Genomic DNA, 13851 nt, shown 5'->3' on the forward strand with positions numbered 1-13851 from the left:
GCAAAAAGTGGCGTGGCTGGCGATCGGGTAGGTCGCGTCGCTGGCGCCGGGTGCAGCCGGGTGGGCCGGGCAAGGCGCGCAGCATAGCAAGACTGCGCCTGCCTGAAATCAAGCCCCTACTGCAGATCGAAAAACCCTGCATCGTAGCCAGTTGCGGCAGCGCCATTGATGACGTTCGAAGCGTCCATTGATGCACAAGCTACGATTCCGGGATGTCAGCCATCACCGCGCCCACAGCCGCACTGCCGCTCGATGCCGAAGGCATCCTGGCGCTGGCAGCGCGCTCGATGTTTCATCTTTTTTCCAGCATCAGCCAGGGCATGTTCCTGGTCGACCGCAGCGGCCGCATCGTCTGGGTCAACGAGGGCTACCGCCGCTTCCTGCCGGCGCTGGGCTTCTCCTCCATCGACCAGTTCCTCGGCCACCCGGTCGAGGAGGTGGTGCCCAACACGCTGATGCAGCGCGTGCTGGAGACCGGCGAGCCGATCCTGATCGACCTGCTCACCAACAAGGCCGGCACCTTCGTGGTCAGCCGCATCCCGCTGCGCGAGGAGCGCGAGGACGGGGCGGCCGGCGCGGTGATCGGCGCCATCGGCATCGTGCTCTTCGACCACCCCGAGGACACGCTGAAGCCGCTGATCAGCAAGTTCGCGCTGCTGCAGCGCGACCTCGACGACGCGCGGCGCGAGCTCGCCACCCAGCGCAACAACCCGCTCTGGCAGCAGTCGGCCGACGGGCAGCGGCGCTCGAAATACACCTTCGCCAGCTTCATTGGTTCCAGCCCGGCGGCGGTGGAGGTCAAGCGCCATGCGCGGCGCGCGGCGCAGTCCTCCAGCCCGGTGCTGCTGCTGGGCGAGACCGGCACCGGCAAGGAACTGCTGGCGCATGCGATTCATGCCGCCTCGGCGCGGGCCCGCCACAGCTTCGTCAGCGTGAACATCGCGGCCGTGCCCGACACGCTGCTGGAGGCCGAGTTCTTCGGCGTCGCCCCCGGCGCCTACACCGGCGCCGACCGCAAGGCGCGCGAGGGCAAGTTCAAGCTGGCCGACGGCGGCACGCTCTTCCTCGACGAGATCGGCGACATGCCGCTGGCCCTGCAGGCCAAGCTGCTGCGCGCGCTGCAGGAAGGCGAGATCGAGCCGCTGGGCTCGAACAAGCTGGTGCCCTTCGATGCACGCGTGATCGCCGCCACCTCGCGCGACCTGCCGGCGCTGGTGAGGGAAGGGCGCTTCCGCGAGGACCTCTATTACCGCCTCAACGTGCTGCCCGTGCGCGTGCCGCCGCTGCGCGAGCGGCGCGCCGACATCCCGGCGCTGGTCGAGGCGCTGGGCGAGGACATGGCGCTGCGCAGCGGCGAGGCCCCGCCCGAGCTGCTGCCCGATGCCTTGGCGCTGCTGGCCGCGCAGCATTGGCGCGGCAACATCCGCGAGTTGCGCAACGTGCTGGAGCAGGTGACCATGCGCAGCGACTCGCAGCGCATCGATGCGGCGCAACTGGAGCGCATCCTGCGCGAGACGGGGCAGGAGAAGATCGCGGCGCCCGACCCGCTGCAAGCGGTGCCGGGTGCGACAGCAGCCGACGACAAGGCGCTGCTGCTGCGCCCGCTGGCCGAGCAGGTCGCGGAGCTGGAGCGTAGGGCGATTGCGGCGGCGATGTCGGCGACAGGAGGCAACAAGCTGGCGGCCTCGAGATTGCTCGGCATTTCGCGTGCGACGCTTTATGAGCGTCTCGACAAGTCCGAGTGAAAGCGGATTCCTGTTGGCAAGCACGCGGGCTCGCACTGCAAGCCCTCGGGTTGCGTCCGCGCGAGCGCGCGGCTCGCACGCTATGGCTGCTGCTGTGCAATGCGCTGCAGCGCCGCTGTGGCGGTGACAGCTCGGCCAGCAGCGGCGTGGAGCTGGCCAGCTCGATGCGAGCGGCCTGCCCCGCATCCAGCAGTTGCCCTGGCGTGCCGCTCCACAGCAGTCCCGACAGGGCCGTGTTGGTGTCAAGAACCAGTCGCACGCCGTTGCTCGCTGCGCCAGGCCTCGATCTCGGCGTGGATCTCCTAGGTGGTCATCGGCGCGATCGGGTCGGCGGCGAGCTTCGTGCGCGCCTGGGCCATTCGCTCGACGGCCTCCTGGCGCAACTGCTCGCGGAGCCACTGCTCCAGGCGCGAGGGCGACAGCAAGCCCGCGTTGCGGGCCTGCTGGGCCGGCGCATCGGGTAGCTCGAATTGCACAGTGGTCATGGTGAAGGTTCCTCGCTTGGCGTGCGTGCGTTGGTTGCTGCTTGGGTTGTACCGCAGGTTGCGTCTTGAGTTGAAGGGCGGGCTCAAATTCCCCGTGTCCCTGGAAAACCCTGACTGAAAAACATGCAATTGCCCAAAACAAAGGCAATTCAAATGTCCTGATTCCAGGCTTTTCGCTCGGGGCGCAAGGGAAAGTCCCGTGCTTCTCCCTCATTTGCGCCTGGCACGGACTGTGCAATATTCAGTCATCCATTTCAGGAGACAAAGAATGCATCGTCGCCATCTCGTCGCCCTCGCGGCGATCGCCACTCTGGGCGCTTCCGCGCTGAGCACGCCCGCGCTGGCCCAGTCCAACGAGATCCGAATCGCCCACATCTACAGCAAGACCGGTCCGCTGGAAGCCTACGGCAAGCAGACGCAGACCGGCTTCATGATGGGCCTGAACTACGCCACCGGCGGCACGATGACCGTCAACGGCAAGAAGCTGACCGTGATCGAGAAGGACGACCAGGGGAAGCCCGACCTCGGCAAGTCGCTGCTGGCCGCAGCCTATGCCGACGACAAGGCGGCGCTGGCGGTGGGCCCGACTTCCTCGGGCGTGGCGCTGGCGATGCTGCCGGTGGCCGAGGAGTACAAGAAAATCCTGCTGGTCGAGCCCGCGGTGGCCGATTCGATCACCGGCGACAAGTGGAACAAGTACATCTTCCGCACCGGCCGCAACTCCAGCCAGGACGCGATCAGCAACGCGGTCGCGCTCGACAAGCCCGGTGTCAGCATCGCCACGCTGGCGCAGGACTACGCTTTCGGCCGCGATGGCGTGAAGGCCTTCAAGGACGCGATCAAGAAGGCCAAGATCGTCCACGAGGAATACCTGCCGCAGAACACCACCGACTTCACCGCCGGTGCACAGCGGCTGATCGACAAGCTCAAGGACCAGCCGGGCCGCAAGGTGATCTGGATCGTGTGGGCCGGCGCCGGCAACCCCTTCAAGATCGCCGATCTCGACCTGAAGCGCTACGGCATCGAGATCGCCACCGGCGGCAACATCCTGCCGGCGATGGCCAGCTACAAGCAGTTCCCCGGCATGGAGGGCGCGACCTACTACTACTTCGGCATCCCGAAGAACCCGGTGAACGAGGCCCTGGTCGCGGCCCACTACAAGGAGTTCAAGACGCCGCCGGACTTCTTCACCGCCGGCGGCTTCAGCGCCGCAATGGCGGTGGTGACGGCGCTCAAGAAGACGGGCGGCGACACCGGCACCAACAAGCTCATCTCGACCATGGAAGGCATGAGCTTCGACACGCCCAAGGGCACGATGACCTTCCGCAAGGAAGACCACCAGGCGCTGCAGAGCATGTACCACTTCAAGATCAAGACGGACCCTGCCTTCGCCTGGGGCGTGCCTGAGCTGGTGCACGAGATCAAGGCGTCGCAGATGGACATTCCGGTCAAGAACAAGCGCTGATCTCCCGATGCTCGAGACGCGCGGGCTCACCGTCCGTTTCGGCGGCCATGTCGCGGTCAACGATGTCAGCTGCAGCTTCGCACCTGGCACGCTGACCGCGATCGTCGGCCCCAACGGCGCGGGCAAGACCACTTACTTCAACCTCATCTCGGGGCAGCTCAAGGCGACGGCCGGCACGGTGTCGCTGGACGGCCGGATGCTGTCGGGCCTCTCTGCCTCGGCGCGCACGCGTGCCGGGCTGGGGCGGGCCTTCCAGCTGACCAATCTCTTCCCCAACCTCACGGTGCTGGAGAACGTGCGCCTTGCGGTGCAGGCCACGCAGGAGGGGGCGCATCGGCGCGGGCTCAATCTGTGGAGCATCTGGAGCGACCACCGCGCGCTGACCGAGCGGGCCGACCGGATCCTGGCCGAGGTGGCGCTCAAGGCCAAGGAACACGCCACGGTCGCGAGCCTGCCGCATGGCGACCAGCGCAAGCTGGAAGTAGCGCTGCTGATGGCGCTGGAGCCGAAGGTCTTCATGTTCGACGAGCCGACGGCCGGCATGAACGCGGCCGAGGCGCCGGTGATCCTCGACCTGATCCGCGCGCTCAAAAAGGACCGCAGCAAGACCATCCTGCTGGTGGAGCACAAGATGGACGTGGTGCGCGAGCTGGCGGACCGGATCATCGTGCTGCACAACGGGCAGTTGGTGGCGGATGGGGAGCCGGCGGAGGTGATTGCCTCGCCGGTGGTCCAAGAAGCGTACCTGGGCGTGGCGAAGGAGCCTGCGTGACGAACGCGAACTTGTTAAGCCTCGAAGGCGTCCACACCCACATCGGCGCGTATCACATCCTTCATGGTGTGGATCTCGTCGTCCCCAAGGGCCAGCTCACCATGCTGCTCGGCCGCAACGGCGCCGGCAAGACCACCACGCTGCGGACCATCATGGGCCTGTGGCATGCCTCCCAAGGCCGGGTGCGCTTCGGGGACAAGGACATCACGGCCCTGCACACGCCGCAGATCGCCGAGCTGGGCATTGCCTACGTGCCCGAGAACATGGGCATCTTCTCCGACCTCACCGTCAAGGAGAACATGCTGCTCGCGGCACGCGGCGCGAAGCGCGCCGAGCAGATGGACGAGGCGCGGTTGAAGTGGATCTTCGAGCTCTTCCCCGCGGTGCAGAAGTTCTGGAACCACCCGGCCGGCAAGCTCTCGGGCGGACAAAAGCAGATGCTGGCCGTCTCGCGCGCGATCGTCGAGCCGCGCGAGCTGCTGATCGTCGACGAGCCCAGCAAGGGCTTGGCGCCCGCGATCATCAACAACATGATCCAGGCCTTCGATGCGCTCAAGAAGAGCGGCGTGACGATCCTGCTGGTGGAGCAGAACATCCACTTCGCGCAGCGGCTGGGGGACTCGGTCGCGGTGATGGACAACGGGCGCGTGGTGCACAGCGGCAGCATGGCGGCCTTCTCGGCCGATGAGGAATTGCAGCGGTCGCTGCTGGGGCTGGCCTTATGAGGGAGCAAGAGGACGCATGAAAACGCTCGACTTCGATTGGAAGCCGCTCCTGCTCGTCCCGGTGCTCGCGCTCGTCGCGCTGCCGCTGACCGGCTCCTTCTCCACCTGGCTCACCCTCACCGTCGCCGGCCTCGCCATGGGCATGATCGTCTTCATCATCGCCTCGGGCCTGACTTTGGTCTTCGGCCTGATGGACGTGCTCAACTTCGGCCACGGCGTCTTCATCGCGCTGGGCGCCTTCGTCGCCAGTGCCGTGCTCGGCGGCATGGGCGACTGGACCGGCTCGCAAGAGGTCTGGCGCAACCTGGTCGCGGTGTTCCCCGCGATGCTGGTGGCGATGGCGGTGGCCGGCGCGATCGGCCTGGCCTTCGAGCGCTTCATCGTGCGGCCGGTCTACGGCCAGCACCTGAAGCAGATCCTGATCACCATGGGCGGCATGATCATCGGCGAGGAGCTGATCAAGGTCATCTGGGGCCCGGGCCAGATCCCGCTTCCGCTGCCCGACGGCCTGCGCGGCTCGCTGCTGGTGGGCGATGCGGCGATCAGCAAGTACCGCCTGCTCGCGGTGGCGGTCGGGCTCGTGGTGTTCGGGGTGCTGGCCTGGACGCTGGCCCGGACCAAGATCGGCCTGCTGATCCGCGCCGGCGTGCAGGACCGCGAGATGGTCGAGTCGCTGGGCTACCGCATCGGCCGGCTCTTCATCGGCGTGTTCGTGGTGGGCAGCGCGCTGGCCGGCCTGGGCGGCGTGATGTGGGGCCTGTTCCAGCAGAACCTCATCCCGCAGATGGGCGCGCAGGTCAACGTGCTGATCTTCATCGTGATCATCATCGGCGGCCTGGGCTCGACCACCGGCGCGCTGATCGGCGCCTTGCTGGTGGGCCTCATGACCAACTACACCGGCTTCCTGCTGCCCGTGGCCACGCAGTTCGCCAGCATCGTGCTGATGGTGGCGGTGCTGCTGTGGCGGCCGCAGGGCGTGTATCCCGTGGCGAGCAGCCGGTGAGGGCGGGCGAATGCTGAATCGACTTCTGTCCAACGACCTGCCGCGCAGCCGCGTCCTGGCGGTGCTGCTGGTGGCGCTGCTGATCGCGCTGGCCTTTGCGCCCTTCGTCTTCCCGGGCGTCAAGGCGCTGAGCGTGGCGGCCAAGGTGCTGGTGTTCATCGTGCTGGTCGCGAGCTTCGACCTGCTGCTGGGCTACACCGGCATCGTGAGCTTTGCCCATACGATGTTCTTCGGTATCGGCGCCTACGGCATCGCGATCTCGGCGACGCGGCTGGGGCCGGGCTGGGGCGCGGTGCTGCTGGGGCTGGGCGCGGCGCTCGTCGTGTCCCTGCTGCTGTCGCTGGCGATCGGGCTGTTCTCGCTGCGCGTGCGGGCGATCTTCTTCGCGATGATCACGCTGGCGGTGGCCTCGGCCTTTCAGACCCTGGCCTCGCAGCTGTCGGACTTCACCGGCGGCGAGGACGGGCTGACCTTCAAGCTGCCGGAGCTGATCTCGCCGTCCTTCGAGTTCGCCGAGGAGCCCTTCCTCGGCGTCTCGCTCGACGGCCGGCTGCTGTGCTACTACCTGCTCTTCGCCGCCGCGGTGGTGCTGGTGCTGGCGCTGCTGCGCATCGTGAACTCGCCCTTCGGCCGCGTGCTGCAGGCGATCCGCGAGAACGAGTTCCGCGCCGAGGCGATCGGCTACCGGGTGGTGGTCTACCGCACCACGGCTTCGGTGCTGTCGGCGCTCTTTGCCACGCTGGCCGGCGCGATGCTGGCGATCTGGCTGCGCTACAACGGGCCGGACACCTCGCTGTCCTTCGAGATCATGATCGACGTGCTGCTGATCGTGGTGATCGGCGGCATGGGCACCGTCTACGGCGCGGCCATCGGCGCCGCGCTCTTCGTGGTGGCGCAGAGCTACCTGCAGGACTTGCTGCGCCTGGGCAGCGAGGCCGTGAGCGGCGTGTCGTGGCTGGCGGCGCTGCTGTCGCCGGACCGCTGGCTGCTGTGGCTGGGAGTGCTCTTCGTGCTCTCGGTTTACTACTTCCCGACCGGCATCGTCGGCCGCTTGCGAGCGAGGGCAAAGCGATGAATACACCGACTTCCAACTACCTGCAGATCGCCGGCCGCGAGATCCACTGGATGGACTGGGGCGGGCAGGGCGGCCCGGTGGTCATCGCCTGGCACGGCCTGGCGCGCACCTGCCGCGATATGGACGAGCTGGCCGTGCACTTCGCAGAGCGCGGCTTCCGCGTGGTCTGCCCCGACACCATCGGCCGCGGACTGAGCCAGTGGAGCCAGGTGCCGGACGACGAGTACCAGTTGGCCTTCTACGCCCGCCTGGCGAACGGCCTGTGCGATGCACTGGCGCTCGAGCGGGTGCACTGGGTCGGCACCTCGATGGGCGGCGCCATCGGCCTGGTCTGCGCGGGCGGGTTGGTCGAGCCGCGCATGAAGGCGCGCATCGCCAGCCTGGTGCTCAACGACATCGCGCCGCAGATCGCCGAGGCCGCCGTCGAGCGCATCCGCTCCTATGCCGGCCAGCCGCCGGCCTTCGACACCGTGGCCGAGCTCGAAGCCTTCTTCCGCACGGTCTACAAGCCCTATGGCTCGCTCACCGACGCGCAGTGGCGACGGCTCACCGAGACCTCGACCCGGCGCCTGCCCGACGGCCGCGTGACGCCGCACTACGACCCGGCCATGGTGCGTCAGTTCGTCGTGCATCCCGAGGACTATGTGCTGTGGCCGCACTACGACGCGATAGAGGTGCCCGTGCTGTGCCTGCGCGGCGCCGAATCGGATCTGGTGCTGCCCGAGACGCTCGTCGAGATGCAGCGCCGCGGACCCGGTGCGGCCGGCCGCCTGCAGATCATCGAGGTGCCGGGCTGCGGCCACGCGCCGGCGCTCAACGTGCCCGCGCATCTGGACCCCATCGAGGCCTTTGTGCGCGCCGCCGGCAATTAGTTGGCAAGCTCGCCACAATCGACGCCGAATCAACTCGGAGTCATCGATGGCGCTCTCGTTCTACGACATCTCGGTCCCGGTCTTCCTTCGCGGACTCGGCCAGCTTTCCCATCTGCTGGACAAGGGGATCGCGCATGCGCAGGCCTCGGGCCTGGACCCCGCGGTGCTGGTCGATGCGCGGCTCGCACCCGACATGTTCACGCTGGCCGGCCAGATCCAGAGCGCCAGCGACGCCTCCAAGCTGGGCACGGCGCGGATTGCCGGTCTCACGGCGCCGAGCTTTCCCGACACTGAGACCACCTACGCGGAACTGCAGGCCCGCGTCGCGAAAACCGTGGACTATCTGCAGAGCGTGGACCGCGCACTGATCGACGGTTTCGAAGACCGGCCCGTGACGATGAAGGCGCGCGGCAACGAACTGACCTTCACCGCGCAGCGCTACCTGCTGCAGTTCGCGCTGCCCAACTTCTTCTTCCACGTGACCACCGCCTACGACGTGCTGCGGCACAGCGGCGTGCCGCTCGGCAAGATGGACTACCTCGGTCGGTTCTGAGGCGTTCCCGATCTCAGGCCCGAGTGGGCCATCCGCTCAGGTGGCGTTCGGCAATCGCCGCCAGCGCGGTGATCCAGTCGCCACGGTCGTTGAGGCAGGAGATGTAGTGGAACGCCTTGCCGCCCGCCTGCAGGAAGGCGTCGCGCCCCTCGATCGCGATTTCTTCCAGCGTCTCCAGGCAGTCCGCCGGGAAGCCGGGGCACAGCACGTCGACGCGCGCGACGCCTGATGCGCCCAGCTCGCGCAGCGTGGGCTCGGTGTAGGGCTCCAGCCATCTGGCGCGGCCGAAGCGGGACTGGAAGGTGACGCGGTAGTGCGACTCCGCGAGCTTCAGGCGCTCTGCCAGCAGCCGCGCGGTTGCGAGGCATTGAGCCTGGTAGGGATCGCCGAGGCGGATGTTGCGTTCCGGAATGCCGTGGAAGCTCATCAGCAGCCGGTCCGGCCGGCCATGGTGCTTCCAGTGGTCTTCGACGCTCTTGGCCAGCGCTTCGATGTAGAGCGGCTCGTCGTGGTAGTCGTTGACGAAGCGAAACGCCGGCACGCGTCGCATGCCCGCGCTCCAGGCGTTGACGGCGTCGATCACGCTGGCGGTGGTGGTGCCCGAGTACTGGGGGTAGGCCTGCAGCACCAGCACCCGCGTCGCGCCCTCGGCCTTGAGCGCATCGAGCTGCGCCGCGATGGAAGGCTGGCCGTAGCGCATGGCCTCGCGCACTGTCACGCGGTGGCCGCGCTCGCCCAGCCAGCCGGCCAGCAGCTTCGCCTGCTTCTGCGTCCAGACCTTGAGCGGCGCGCCCTCGGGCATCCAGATGCCCGCGTACTTGGCGGCCGACTTCGCGGGCCGCGTGCGCAGGATGATGCCGTGCAGGATCGGTGCCCACAGTGCTTTCGGAATCTCGACCACGCGTGGGTCGCCGAGAAAGTCGGCCAGGTAGGGCCGCACCGCGCGTGCCGTCGGTTCGTCGGGCGAGCCGAGGTTGCACCAGAGCACGGCGGTGCGCTCCTGGTCGGTCGCGGCAGCAGGAGCTTCGGGTCGGAAAGGCATGCGCTATTCTCGGCCATGGCCCTTGCGACTCCCGATCCCCAGGCGCTCGACGTGAAGCGCATCGCCGCGATCTCGCTCGACCTCGACGACACGCTCTGGCCCATCTGGCCCACCATCGAACGCGCCGAACGCGTGCTCCACGAATGGCTGCTGCGCGAGGCGCCGAAGACCGCGAACCTGCTCATCACGCCGGGCGTTCTGCGCGAGCTGCGCGAAGCGACCGAGAAGGAGCGTTCCGACCTGGCCCATGACCTGAGCGCCCTGCGCCGCGAATCGATACGCACCGCGCTCAAGCGCGCGCACGAGGACCCGGCGCTGGCCGATCCGGCCTTCGAGGTCTTCTTCGCCGAGCGCCAGCGCGTGACGCTCTACGACGACGCCTTGCCCGCGCTCGAGTGGCTCAGCGCGCGCTATCCGCTGGTGGCGGTCTCCAACGGCAATGCCGACATCCACCTGGCCGGCGTGGGGCGTTGGTTCCGCGCGGCCTTCAGTGCCCGCGAGTTCGGCAGCGGCAAGCCGCACCCGGCGATCTTCCGGGCCGCCGCCGCCTCGGTCGGCCTGCTGCCCAGGGACGTGCTGCACGTGGGCGACGACGCGGCGCTGGACGTGGTGGGCGCCCTCGGCGCCGGCATGCAGGCGGCCTGGCTGGTGCGCGAGGAGCGGCCGTGGGAGCACGGCGCGCGGCCGCAGCTGATCGTGCCCAACCTGCGTGCGCTGTGCAGGGCCCTCGAGGCCGACTGACCGCTCCCCCGCTCAGCGGCCTGTTGCCGAACGGCTGAGCGCATCGCTCAGCGTGTCCTGGATGTTGAGGTTCTTGATCATGCCCATCGCGTTGCTGCGGGCATCGATCACGGTCTGATTCACGATGTGCTGGTTGCTCAGCGTGTTCTGGATGATGGTGCCGGTGCCGTTGGCCAGCACGTCCGGCGCAACGCTGTTGCCCGGCCCGACCTGGACCAGATTCAGCGCCGCCATCTGCTGGGCGAGCTGGCTGGCCTGCATCGGCGTCAGGTCGGCGACGCGGCCGAAATTGAGCGAGGTCTGCGTCACCAGGTCGCCGTTGACGTAGACGGCGCGCGTGATGCCGAAGCTCACCAGCAGGCCGCCGCCGACGTCGAAGCCGCCGCGCTGGCTGTCCAGCGTGCGGTTGCTCACCGCTTCCCAAATGGCCTCGGCACGCGCCGGCAGGGCTGAACCCAGGCCGAGCAGGGCACACAGCAGGAGCGGTGCGGCCCATTTCACAAGGCAACCTTCGCCTTCGGCTGCGGTGCGAGCCCCTTCGGGTGGCCGTGCGGGACTCATCAGAACTCTCCCGGCCCGAGCTTGGGCAGGGCGATGCCGGCCATGCCATCGCGGCTGAGGCCCTCGCCCAGCGGCGCGCGCGGCGCCGCGCGCCAGTCGGCCGCGAGGTTGAAGCGCGCCTTCTCCATCTGGTTGTGGATCACGAACAGCAGGCCGTTCTTCCAGATCGCCTCGAAAGCCTCGCGCCGCATCGCGCGCGTGCCCAGAGCCGGGTCGCCGATCAGCACGCGGTCGGGCTGCACGCCCTTGACCACCACGAAATGGTGGTAGCCGTTCTCGTTGATCAGCACGATGGCGGGAATGCGCGCCTCGTTGAGCTTGTCCAGCGGCTGCTCGAAGCCGTCGGCCTGGAAGCCGTGAGCCGCCAGGAAGTTCTTCATGTCGAGCAGCGAGAAGCCCTCGCGGTGGATCTTCTGGCGGTCGCCGCCCGCGTACATCTGCTCGAATACCACCTGCTCCGTGACCGGATAGCCGTAGTGATGAGTGAGCAGGGTGGCGAGCGCCGCCGATCCGCAGGAGAAGTCGTACTTCTGCAGCAGCGTGCCGGCCAGCCGCGCCTGGCGCATGCTGGTGACCGGCATGATGACGTCGCCCCCACCCATGGCCGGAAGATGCGCGAGCTGGCCCTCGGCCGGGCCGGCCGTGGCGAGGAAGGCGAGGGCGAGCAGCAGGCTGCGCATGCGCTCCCCTCAGTTCATCTGCAGATGCAGGATCACCGCGTTCTGGATCAGCACGTTCGCGCCGGTGTTCTGGATCACCACCGGCAGGCCGTTCATGTTGGCGAAGGAGCCCGAGCTGATGGCGTTGCTGCCGGTCGTGACGTTGCGCGCCGTGTTGTCGGCCGTGACGCCGCTCAGCTCCATGTCGTTGTGCACCGCCTGGCCGCCGCGCGAGCGGTCCAGCATCGTCGAGTCGACGGGTTTCCAGAGCGTGCCTGTGTCCTTCGGCGTCACCGATGTCTGCGCCGCGGCCGTGCCTGCCAGTACGAAGGCCAGCAGGACCGGGCCGGCGGACCGGAAGCATTCGATGGGTCTCATGGTGTCTCCCCCGTGGATGAGGGGCAGCCGCCCACGCGGCCCGCATCGCTGCGGGCCGCGCGGACCTTGCCCGCTCTCTCGCTAGCGTCCCACGGCCAGGTTGGCCTGCACATTCACGCTCTGCTGAACCAGCGACGCGAAGCCGCTGTTCTGGTTCGCGATCATGATGCCGGCCGCCGACTGCCCGACGCTCGTCATGGTGTTGGACATGTTGAACGTGCCGGCGTTGACCGTGTTGGTCCCGCCCGCGCCGCCCGTGCCACCTTCACCCACGCCGCCGGTGCCGCCCGCCGCGGTGTTCGTGCCGCCGCTGCCCGCGCCGCCGGCACCACCGGTGCCGCTGCCGCCCGGGCCGCCGCTGCCCGCGGTGTTGTTGCCGTTGCTGGCGCTGCCGTTCGTGGCGCTGCCGTTGGTCGCTGCGCCGCCGGCCCCGCCGGTGCCCGCGCCGCCCGTGCGGCTGCCGCTGTTGGTGCTGGTCGCCGTGCCGCCCGCACCGCCTGCCCCGCCGGCCGCGCCCGCTGCCGACGCCGACGAGTTGCCCGCGCCGCCCGCGCCGCCTGCGCCGGTCGTGCCGCCGGTGCCCGCGCCGCCCGTGCGGCTGCCGGCGCTGGTGCTGTCGGTCGTGTCGCCTCCACCGACCGCGCCGCCCGTGCCATTGGCATTGCCCGACGAGCCGCCATAGCCGCCGCTGCCGCCCGCCGCCGCTGCGTCTGCTGCGCCGTCGCCGCCACCGGCGCCGTTCGCACGCACGAAGCCGCTGGCATTCAGGCCATTCGCGCCGCCGCCGCTGCCCCAGCCGCCGTCGCCCGCGCTGGCGCTGCCGTTGGTCGCGCTGCCATGGCTGATCGCGCCATTGGAGGCGCTGCCGCCGGCCGCACCCACCGCGCCGTTGCCGACCGCGCCGTTGCCGCCCTGGCCGCTGCCGGAAGACGTGCCGCCGCGACCCACGCCGCCGTAGCCGCCGTTACCGGTGCCACCGCGGGCCGAGCCGGTGTTGTAGGCCTGGTTGCCGATGTTGTAGATGCTGTTGCCGGTCACCGCGCCGTTGAGGTTGCTGCTGGCGGTCGCCTTCGTCACGTTGAAGGCGTTGCTGAAGGTGCCGGTGGAGCCGTTGTTGAGCGCGGCCGAGCGCGCGGCGTTGGCATAGGCGCCTCCTGAATCCTTGTTGGTGCTGCTGTCCGTGTGCGTGCTCGTGCGCGAGCTGCTGCTCGTACGCGTGCTGGTGCTGGTGGAGGTGCTGGTGTTGCTGCTCGTGTTGTCCCCGCCGTCGGTCAGCTGGACCGCGAGCTGGCCTGTGTCGTTGGCGAGCGCCATGCCGCTGAACCCGAATGCAACCGTCAGGGCCGAAGCCAGAAGTGTCTTCTTCATAGGGTCTCCTCAACTGTGGATGGACAAAAGCTCGGATGAATTGCGTTGCCGCAAAACAAAAGCCTCGGTGCAACTTCGATGCCAACTGTGTTCGACGTGTAGCGGAGCGTTGCTCTTTCAGAGAGGAAATGAGAATGCCGGGCGGGTCGTCCGCGGACGTCGTACAGGCGTGAGAGCGCTTGCGAATCGCGATGTGTCACGGCGCCTTGACGGTCGCGCCGGCGACGCACAAGGCGGCGTTGTGCGTTTGACTCGACGGCCGCGAAGGTCTGCCGATTGCGCTATGCCCTTCAGCCGTCTCGTTGCTGTGACAGGCTTGCGAGGGCGATCACTGCGTCGCGTATGCCGCGCCGCGTGCAATGCGAGGCCAGTCAAGCGGGTGAGGATTTCGGCCCGGGCGGATGGGC

The 13851-nt window shown here is 68.4% G+C and carries 15 protein-coding genes; 9 read left to right on the forward strand and 6 right to left on the reverse strand.

The window, feature by feature from the left end; genetic code table 11:
- Nucleotides 1-212: 212 nt before the first annotated feature.
- On the forward strand, nt 213-1745 hold the full coding sequence (locus tag GXN78_RS26435) for a sigma 54-interacting transcriptional regulator (protein ID WP_106558339.1): 1533 nt from the start codon (nt 213-215) through the stop codon (nt 1743-1745).
- 302 nt (nt 1746-2047) lie between these two features.
- On the opposite strand, the gene GXN78_RS26440 is transcribed toward GXN78_RS26435, so the two are convergent.
- Nucleotides 2048-2230: a hypothetical protein gene (locus tag GXN78_RS26440; RefSeq protein WP_106558340.1), complete on the reverse strand. Its 183-nt coding sequence runs from the start codon at nt 2228-2230 to the stop codon at nt 2048-2050.
- Nucleotides 2231-2498: 268 nt separating this feature from the next.
- Between GXN78_RS26440 and GXN78_RS26445 the strand changes: the two genes are divergently transcribed.
- The 7 genes from GXN78_RS26445 to GXN78_RS26475 are packed head-to-tail and all read left to right on the forward strand — an operon-like array spanning nt 2499 to nt 8695.
- Entirely contained in the window at nt 2499-3695 is a 1197-nt protein-coding gene (locus GXN78_RS26445) for a substrate-binding domain-containing protein (RefSeq protein WP_106558341.1), read from the forward strand.
- A gap of 7 nt (nt 3696-3702) precedes the next feature.
- Nucleotides 3703-4467, forward strand: a complete 765-nt coding sequence (locus GXN78_RS26450) for an ABC transporter ATP-binding protein (protein WP_106558342.1) — start codon at nt 3703-3705, stop codon at nt 4465-4467.
- A complete protein-coding gene (locus tag GXN78_RS26455) occupies nt 4464-5192 on the forward strand; it encodes an ABC transporter ATP-binding protein (protein ID WP_106558343.1) in 729 nt (242 codons plus the stop codon). The genes GXN78_RS26450 and GXN78_RS26455 overlap by 4 nt, the downstream gene beginning before the upstream one ends.
- A gap of 16 nt (nt 5193-5208) precedes the next feature.
- Nucleotides 5209-6195 (forward strand): branched-chain amino acid ABC transporter permease, encoded by a 987-nt coding sequence (locus tag GXN78_RS26460; RefSeq protein ID WP_106558344.1) that lies wholly within the window; start codon nt 5209-5211, stop codon nt 6193-6195.
- 10 nt (nt 6196-6205) lie between these two features.
- Nucleotides 6206-7270, forward strand: a complete 1065-nt coding sequence (locus GXN78_RS26465; protein WP_106558345.1) for a branched-chain amino acid ABC transporter permease — start codon at nt 6206-6208, stop codon at nt 7268-7270.
- The gene (locus GXN78_RS26470) at nt 7267-8142 is read left to right on the forward strand and encodes an alpha/beta hydrolase (RefSeq protein ID WP_106558346.1); all 876 of its coding nucleotides are present in this window, start codon (nt 7267-7269) and stop codon (nt 8140-8142) included. The genes GXN78_RS26465 and GXN78_RS26470 overlap by 4 nt, the downstream gene beginning before the upstream one ends.
- A 46-nt stretch (nt 8143-8188) precedes the next feature.
- A complete protein-coding gene (locus tag GXN78_RS26475) occupies nt 8189-8695 on the forward strand; it encodes a DUF1993 domain-containing protein (protein ID WP_106558347.1) in 507 nt (168 codons plus the stop codon).
- Between the two features lie 13 nt (nt 8696-8708).
- On the opposite strand, the gene hemH is transcribed toward GXN78_RS26475, so the two are convergent.
- A complete protein-coding gene (hemH, locus tag GXN78_RS26480) occupies nt 8709-9737 on the reverse strand; it encodes a ferrochelatase (RefSeq protein ID WP_106558348.1) in 1029 nt (342 codons plus the stop codon).
- 15 nt (nt 9738-9752) lie between these two features.
- On the opposite strand from hemH, the gene GXN78_RS26485 reads away from it, so the two are divergent.
- Nucleotides 9753-10478, forward strand: a complete 726-nt coding sequence (locus GXN78_RS26485) for an HAD-IA family hydrolase (protein WP_106558349.1) — start codon at nt 9753-9755, stop codon at nt 10476-10478.
- 12 nt (nt 10479-10490) lie between these two features.
- Here GXN78_RS26485 and GXN78_RS26490 read toward each other — a convergent pair whose 3' ends face one another.
- The 4 genes from GXN78_RS26490 to GXN78_RS26505 form a co-directional block, all read right to left on the reverse strand.
- Nucleotides 10491-10979, reverse strand: coding sequence for a hypothetical protein (locus tag GXN78_RS26490; protein ID WP_106558350.1), 489 nt, complete (start codon nt 10977-10979; stop codon nt 10491-10493).
- A 59-nt stretch (nt 10980-11038) separates the two neighbouring features.
- Entirely contained in the window at nt 11039-11719 is a 681-nt protein-coding gene (locus tag GXN78_RS26495) for a C39 family peptidase (RefSeq protein WP_106558351.1), read from the reverse strand.
- 9 nt (nt 11720-11728) lie between these two features.
- Entirely contained in the window at nt 11729-12076 is a 348-nt protein-coding gene (locus GXN78_RS40930) for a hypothetical protein (RefSeq protein ID WP_181360599.1), read from the reverse strand.
- 81 nt (nt 12077-12157) lie between these two features.
- Complete coding sequence (locus GXN78_RS26505; RefSeq protein WP_106558352.1) at nt 12158-13444, reverse strand: hypothetical protein; 1287 nt, start codon at nt 13442-13444, stop codon at nt 12158-12160.
- Nucleotides 13445-13851 lie beyond the last annotated feature (407 nt).

Origin of the sequence: Variovorax sp. WS11, assembly GCF_010499245.1 — a bacterium.
In the GTDB taxonomy this organism is placed as follows: Bacteria; Pseudomonadota; Gammaproteobacteria; order Burkholderiales; family Burkholderiaceae_C; genus Variovorax.

What these genes read in the sequence shown, in the direction of transcription:
- GXN78_RS26495 (WP_106558351.1), bottom strand. Translation starts at nt 11,719, where the DNA reads ATGCGCAGCCTGCTGCTCGCCCTCGCCTTCCTCGCCACGGCCGGCCCG.
- hemH (WP_106558348.1), bottom strand. Translation starts at nt 9,737, where the DNA reads ATGCCTTTCCGACCCGAAGCTCCTGCTGCCGCGACCGACCAGGAGCGC.
- GXN78_RS26435 (WP_106558339.1), top strand. Translation starts at nt 213, where the DNA reads ATGTCAGCCATCACCGCGCCCACAGCCGCACTGCCGCTCGATGCCGAA.
- GXN78_RS26450 (WP_106558342.1), top strand. Translation starts at nt 3,703, where the DNA reads ATGCTCGAGACGCGCGGGCTCACCGTCCGTTTCGGCGGCCATGTCGCG.
- GXN78_RS26460 (WP_106558344.1), top strand. Translation starts at nt 5,209, where the DNA reads ATGAAAACGCTCGACTTCGATTGGAAGCCGCTCCTGCTCGTCCCGGTG.
- GXN78_RS26470 (WP_106558346.1), top strand. Translation starts at nt 7,267, where the DNA reads ATGAATACACCGACTTCCAACTACCTGCAGATCGCCGGCCGCGAGATC.
- GXN78_RS26475 (WP_106558347.1), top strand. Translation starts at nt 8,189, where the DNA reads ATGGCGCTCTCGTTCTACGACATCTCGGTCCCGGTCTTCCTTCGCGGA.
- GXN78_RS26505 (WP_106558352.1), bottom strand. Translation starts at nt 13,444, where the DNA reads ATGAAGAAGACACTTCTGGCTTCGGCCCTGACGGTTGCATTCGGGTTC.
- GXN78_RS26440 (WP_106558340.1), bottom strand. Translation starts at nt 2,230, where the DNA reads ATGACCACTGTGCAATTCGAGCTACCCGATGCGCCGGCCCAGCAGGCC.
- GXN78_RS26485 (WP_106558349.1), top strand. Translation starts at nt 9,753, where the DNA reads ATGGCCCTTGCGACTCCCGATCCCCAGGCGCTCGACGTGAAGCGCATC.
- GXN78_RS26465 (WP_106558345.1), top strand. Translation starts at nt 6,206, where the DNA reads ATGCTGAATCGACTTCTGTCCAACGACCTGCCGCGCAGCCGCGTCCTG.
- GXN78_RS26445 (WP_106558341.1), top strand. Translation starts at nt 2,499, where the DNA reads ATGCATCGTCGCCATCTCGTCGCCCTCGCGGCGATCGCCACTCTGGGC.
- GXN78_RS40930 (WP_181360599.1), bottom strand. Translation starts at nt 12,076, where the DNA reads ATGAGACCCATCGAATGCTTCCGGTCCGCCGGCCCGGTCCTGCTGGCC.